Source organism: Prosthecobacter sp. (genome assembly GCF_020439865.1).
GTDB lineage: Bacteria > Verrucomicrobiota > Verrucomicrobiia > Verrucomicrobiales > Verrucomicrobiaceae > Prosthecobacter.
On sequence record NZ_JAGRPF010000049.1, the window covers coordinates 1 to 5,261 of the forward strand.

Below are 5,261 nucleotides of genomic sequence, written 5' to 3' on the forward strand. Positions count from 1 at the left end.
GATTACAGGCCTTTGCTCACAATGTATTTCACGAGATCGACGACTCGGTTGGAGTAACCCCACTCGTTGTCGTACCAGCTCACGAGCTTGAAGAACTTGCTGTTCAGCTCGATGCCGGAACCGGCGTCGAAGATGGAGCTGCTCTGGTCGTGGATGAAGTCGGTGCTGACCACTTCGTCGCTCGTCCAGGAGAGGACGCCCTTGAGGTAGGTCTCGCTGGCCTTCTTCATCGCGGCGCTGATCTCGGCGTAGCTGGTTTCCTTCACGGTCTTCACGGTGAGGTCCACGGCGGAGACGGTCGGCGTCGGAACGCGGAAGGCCATGCCGGTCAGCTTGCCCTTGATCTCCGGAATCGCGAGACCGACGGCCTTGGCGGCACCCGTGGCGCTCGGGATGATGTTGATCGCGGCGCTGCGGCCACCCTTCCAGTCCTTCTTCGAAGGGCCGTCCACCGTCTTCTGCGTGGCAGTGTAGGAGTGGATGGTGGTCATGAGGCCTTCCTCAATGCCGAAGCCTTCCTTCAGAAGGACGTGGCAGATCGGAGCCAGGCAGTTCGTGGTGCAGCTCGCGTTGGAGATCACGTGGTGCTTGGAGGCATCATACTTCTCATGGTTCACGCCCATGACGACGGTGATGTCCTCTTCCTTGCCAGGAGCGGAGATGATGACCTTCTTGGCACCGGCATCGATGTGACCCTGGGCCTTGCTGCGCTCGGTGAAGAGACCGGTGGACTCGATCACGATGTCCACGCCGAGTTCCTTCCATGGCAGGGCGGCAGGGCCTTCACGCACGGCGAGGCACTTAATTTCCTGGCCATCGACGACGAGGATGTCGTCCTCGGCCACATCGGGGCTGCTCTTCTTGGAGTAAACTTCTTCCTTGGCCTTGCCCTGCGTGGAGTCATACTTCACGAGGTAGGCGAGGTTGTCCGCAGGGACGAGGTCGTTGACGGCCACGACCTGGATTTCCTTGCCCAGGAGGCCCTGGTCACAGATTGCGCGAAACACGAGGCGGCCGATGCGCCCGAAACCATTGATGCCGATTTTGACCATATTCTTTTGGGATGTTTTGGATTTTTGAGGGCGGCAGTCCTACCGCGAGGGGGTGGGGGTGTCAACCCCATTGGCAGCAGGAACCGGGCCGCCATGGATCCCAGTTGAAGTCCTTCTGTCGCTCTCTCTGAATGGCTCCCATGCCCCCCCTCAAAGATCCTGACCTCACCCAACGCCTCCGCGAGAACGCGTGGATCGGTGACGCCGTTTTGGAGCTCTACGTCCGGTCCCACATCCTGCGGCAGGAGGGCAAGGTGGATGCGGAGATGAAGATGCGCTTCACCTGCAACCAGTTCCTCTCCTGCCACGGCAATCCGACCGCAGTCGAGGCGGAAATCGGCGTCATTTACCAGAAGGAAGGCCTCGAAGCCGCTTTCGCGTGGATTCGCGACACTTTGGAGCCGCTGTTCGTGAAGCAGGAGGCCAAACGGAAGCGGCTGGGCAAGTGACTCACGCCCGCTGTCCCATCGTCTTCAGCTTCGCCTCACTCTCGCTCCACGGCACGTCATGCGGCATCCGTTTTGTTGTCGCGGCGAGCGCGGCGGTTACGCCGGCGGCCTCGCCCATTGCCACGGAGTTGCCGGTGACGCGGTAGCTTGCGTGCGCGATGAAATCGCCGCTGATGCAGCGACCTGCCATCATGAGGCCATCCACGTCCTTTGCGATCAATGCGCGCAACGGAATGTCATACGGCTTGGTCTTGATGCCACGGTTCGAATAACCGGCTGTTTTGTTGTGCTCGGCACTCAGGGCGTGAATGTCCACGCTGAAGGTCGGCCGCACCACGCCGTCATCGTAGCGCGCCCCGTTGATCAAATCGTCCTTGCTCACCGTGTAACGTCCTGCGATGCGACGCCCGTCGCGCACGCCGATCTGCTCGGCCGTGGCGGCGATCTGCAGTCCTTCCCACGGGCCGCCGAGCTTGCGCAGGCCGTTAACGATCTTGTGCAGTTCCGCGCGGGCCATCACCGTGGCTTCCGTGATCTTCGCGGCGTCGAAACACGGCACGCCATATTGATGATTCATCATCACCAGCAGGAGATTGTCACGAATCTGCCAGAGCGTGGGCTTGCTGTAGGAGGGGAAGTGGCCTGTGCGCTCGATCTCGGCCCGCAGCAGATTCTTCTTGGCCTCGTTCGGCTTGTCACCGGGCGGGATCGTGCCGTAGCGAACGAAGTCACCCAGCAGAGAGACGTCCTTGCAAACGAGCAGCGCATTGAGCGACATCGGCTGGCAGGGGCAGGCGTCAGCCTCACCGTATTCAAACGAGCATCCGGCCAGCGCACCGAGATCACCGTCACCGGTCGTATCGATAAACACAGGCGCACGCCAGGCCTGCCGGCCCGATTTGGACTCCGTCACCACTGTGGTGAGCCGTTTCCCTTCGCGATACGCAGCGCAGACCTTCGTGTGCAGTTGGAACTTCACCCCCGCCTGCACAAACAACTCCTCCAGCAGCAGTTTCATGCCCTCCGGTTCATAGCAGACATCATACTTGCTCGTGCCACGCCGCAGATCTCGCTCTTCGAGGAGCTTCAACAGTTCCTGATTCAAACCCGGCTTGTCGAAATCCAGCAGGTAGCCCAGCAAGCCCGCCGTCCACACGCCACCCAGACAGCCGCGCCATTCAAACACGCGCACCTTCGCACCTGCACGAGCCGCCGTGATCGCCGCCGCGATGCCCGCCGGTCCGGCACCGCATACGATCACATCCGCGTCCTCGACGAGCGGCAGATCATGCGCCGGCTCCTGAAACTGCCCGGCGATTTCCTTTTCCACCTCGGCGGCACTCATCACGCCCGGCGTTACGAGCGCGCCGGAGAAGGCGGCACGAAGGAAGGAACGGCGTTTGAGGTCGCTGGATGGGGTCGGCATGTCCATGATGAAAGGAGTCTGAATCAAGACGTCTTTGGACACGATCTTTTTCTCCTGTCGTGGCCATTGAAATCCTTCCGCCACACGCCACGACTCTCCTATGAAGCGCTACAACGTCCGAAAACTCAGCGGAATGACCGCCGACTTGGAACTGGAGTCCCAAACGACGGACGAACTGCCTGCGGGCTGGAACAAGGCCGATGTGCTCACCAACTTCACCTTCCCCTGGGAGAAACGCATCGCCCCGCCAACCGAATTCCGCGCTCTCTGGGACGAAACGCGTTTTCATTTTCGCTTCGACTGCGTGGACGACGACCTCGTGCTGCCAGACGGTCCCACCGCAAAGGAGCGCGTGCTGGCTGCGGATCGTGTGGAGATTTTCTTCGCACCCGATCTGAGCCTGAAGCCCTACTATTGTTTCGAAATGTCGCCGCGTGGCGACGTGCTCGCCTATGAAGGCCGCTTTTATCGTGAGATGAATTGGGGCTGGCAGTGCGACGACCTCGAACTCACCGTGCACATCGAGGGCAATCGCTACTCCGTCACCGGCAGCATTCCTCTCGACACGTTGCGCCGGCTCAAGGTCCTCCGATCACGCGGGATGTTCGTCGGCATCTACCGCGCCGAGTTCCATCATCGGCCCGACGGCACCGTTCACTCTGGCTGGATGCCCTGGGTGAATCCGCGGACCGAGAAGCCGGACTTTCATGTGCCCGCTTCATTTGGCGTGCTGGAACTGGTGGACTGATCTTAGCCAAACATCGCCTGCACCGGCTGGCCGCGATCGGTGATGGGCACGGGGCGGTCGCCATCGTGGAGTTCCTTGGACGGGTCGATGCCGAGGGTGGCGAGGATGGTGGCAAACAAATCGGGCACGCTGCACGGATTCTCGACGGGCTTCTTGGCGAGGTCGTCGGTCACGCCCCAAGCGCCGTGGTGTTTGAGGCCGCCGCCGGCGAGTACGACGCTGAACGTGCTGCCTTGATGCCCGCGACCGCCGCCGCCGTCGAACTCGGACGGGCGCCCGAATTCGGTGTTCACGACGATGAGCGTCTTGTCGAGGAGACCGTGAGATTTGAGGTCGTTGATGAGCGTGCTGAGCGCCTGGTCGAGATCTTCGATGAGCACGTGCTGTTTGATCTGTCCCTGATTGTGCGTGTCCCAGCCGGTGCCGTTGACGAAGTTGAGATTGTGCGAGACCTCGATGAAACGCACGCCGCGCTGAATGAGACGCCGCGCCAACAGGCAGCGCTGGCCGAATTCGCTGCCGTAGGCGCTGCGCAGCTCGCCTTTCTCGGATTTCAAATCGAAGACCTCCATGAACTTCGGTCCGGCGAGTTGCAGGCTCTCTTCCAAAGCGGTGTCGTATTCGTTGATCATCGGTCCGGCGCGGAGGTCCTTCGCGCTATGACGCAAGGTGGAGAGCAGCTCCTCGCGGCGGCTCTGACGTGGATCGAGGATGTGCTCGGGGCGCTTGAGACCGGCAGGACCGGCCTCGGTGTCGAGGAGGTAGAGGAAGCCGGCTTTCGCGCCGAGGAAACCGGGACCGCGCGAGAAGTTCGGATAACCGATGAGCACATACGAAGGCACGCCTTCGGCGGCGGCACCGCGCTCGCTGGCGATCATCGACCCGAGCGAGGGATACACGGTGGTCCCGCTGACATTGCGGCCGGTGTGCATGCGGTTTGAGGCGGCGGCGTGTTCGTCGATGACATCGTGATTCACCGTCCGCATCGCCGTGATGTGCTCCATCATCTTCGCGCAGCGCGAGAGATGCTCGGTGACTTTCACGCCCGGCACCGAGGTCTCGATGCTCGGATAGTAACTGCCGGGCTTCTTCGCCTTGGCATCGCCGAGCGCCTTGGGATCCCACGTATCGACCTGAGCGGCACCACCACCGAGCCAGATGTGAATGCAGTGCTCCGCCTTCCCCATGGGAAAGTGCGCGACGTGCGCAGCGTCTTTCGCCATCAAGGCGAGGTCGGCATTCGCGGCGACACCGGCCGCACCGGCGAGTTTCAAAAGGGAACGTCTTTTCATGAGTTGAGTAGCATGGGCTTTCTAGCCTGTGGTTTGGAAAATGTTGTATCAGATCAGCACAGCCTAAAAAAGCCATGCTGCAAAAAGCATCACGGCAAATGCACGAACTCGGGCGAATTGATCGTGGCCCAGACCATGTCTTCGAGTCGCTCGCGCCAGTCGGCACGCAGCGCCGTGGTCGGCGGATCGCCTTCACGAGCGCGCTTTTCCATCTCGATCTTGATGCTGTTGGCACCAGCGGAGAGATGGTTCGACCACGCGACATACTTCAGCGGTGGAAGCTGCACGGGCGGC

The 5,261-nt window shown here is 61.2% G+C and carries 6 protein-coding genes; 2 read left to right on the forward strand and 4 right to left on the reverse strand.

The window, feature by feature from the left end:
• Positions 1-2: 2 nt before the first annotated feature.
• Positions 3-1,052 (reverse strand): type I glyceraldehyde-3-phosphate dehydrogenase, encoded by a 1,050-nt coding sequence (gene gap, locus KDL09_RS04640; RefSeq protein ID WP_294381983.1) that lies wholly within the window; start codon positions 1,050-1,052, stop codon positions 3-5.
• Positions 1,053-1,192: 140 nt separating this feature from the next.
• Here gap and KDL09_RS04645 point away from each other — a divergent pair, with 140 nt between their 5' ends.
• Positions 1,193-1,501 carry a ribonuclease III domain-containing protein gene (locus KDL09_RS04645; protein WP_294381987.1) on the forward strand — a complete coding sequence of 103 codons (309 nt, stop codon included), beginning with the start codon at positions 1,193-1,195 and terminating at the stop codon, positions 1,499-1,501.
• 1 nt (position 1,502) lies between these two features.
• Here KDL09_RS04645 and KDL09_RS04650 read toward each other — a convergent pair whose 3' ends face one another.
• The gene (locus KDL09_RS04650) at positions 1,503-2,969 is read right to left on the reverse strand and encodes an FAD-dependent oxidoreductase (RefSeq protein ID WP_294381990.1); all 1,467 of its coding nucleotides are present in this window, start codon (positions 2,967-2,969) and stop codon (positions 1,503-1,505) included.
• Positions 2,970-3,027: 58 nt separating this feature from the next.
• Here KDL09_RS04650 and KDL09_RS04655 point away from each other — a divergent pair, with 58 nt between their 5' ends.
• Positions 3,028-3,675: a carbohydrate-binding family 9-like protein gene (locus tag KDL09_RS04655; protein WP_294381993.1), complete on the forward strand. Its 648-nt coding sequence runs from the start codon at positions 3,028-3,030 to the stop codon at positions 3,673-3,675.
• A 2-nt stretch (positions 3,676-3,677) separates the two neighbouring features.
• Here KDL09_RS04655 and KDL09_RS04660 read toward each other — a convergent pair whose 3' ends face one another.
• Complete coding sequence (locus KDL09_RS04660) at positions 3,678-4,898, reverse strand: DUF1501 domain-containing protein (RefSeq protein ID WP_345781070.1); 1,221 nt, start codon at positions 4,896-4,898, stop codon at positions 3,678-3,680.
• 158 nt (positions 4,899-5,056) lie between these two features.
• On the reverse strand, positions 5,057-5,261 hold a 205-nt coding region (locus tag KDL09_RS04665; protein WP_294381998.1), incomplete at its 5' end, for a hypothetical protein.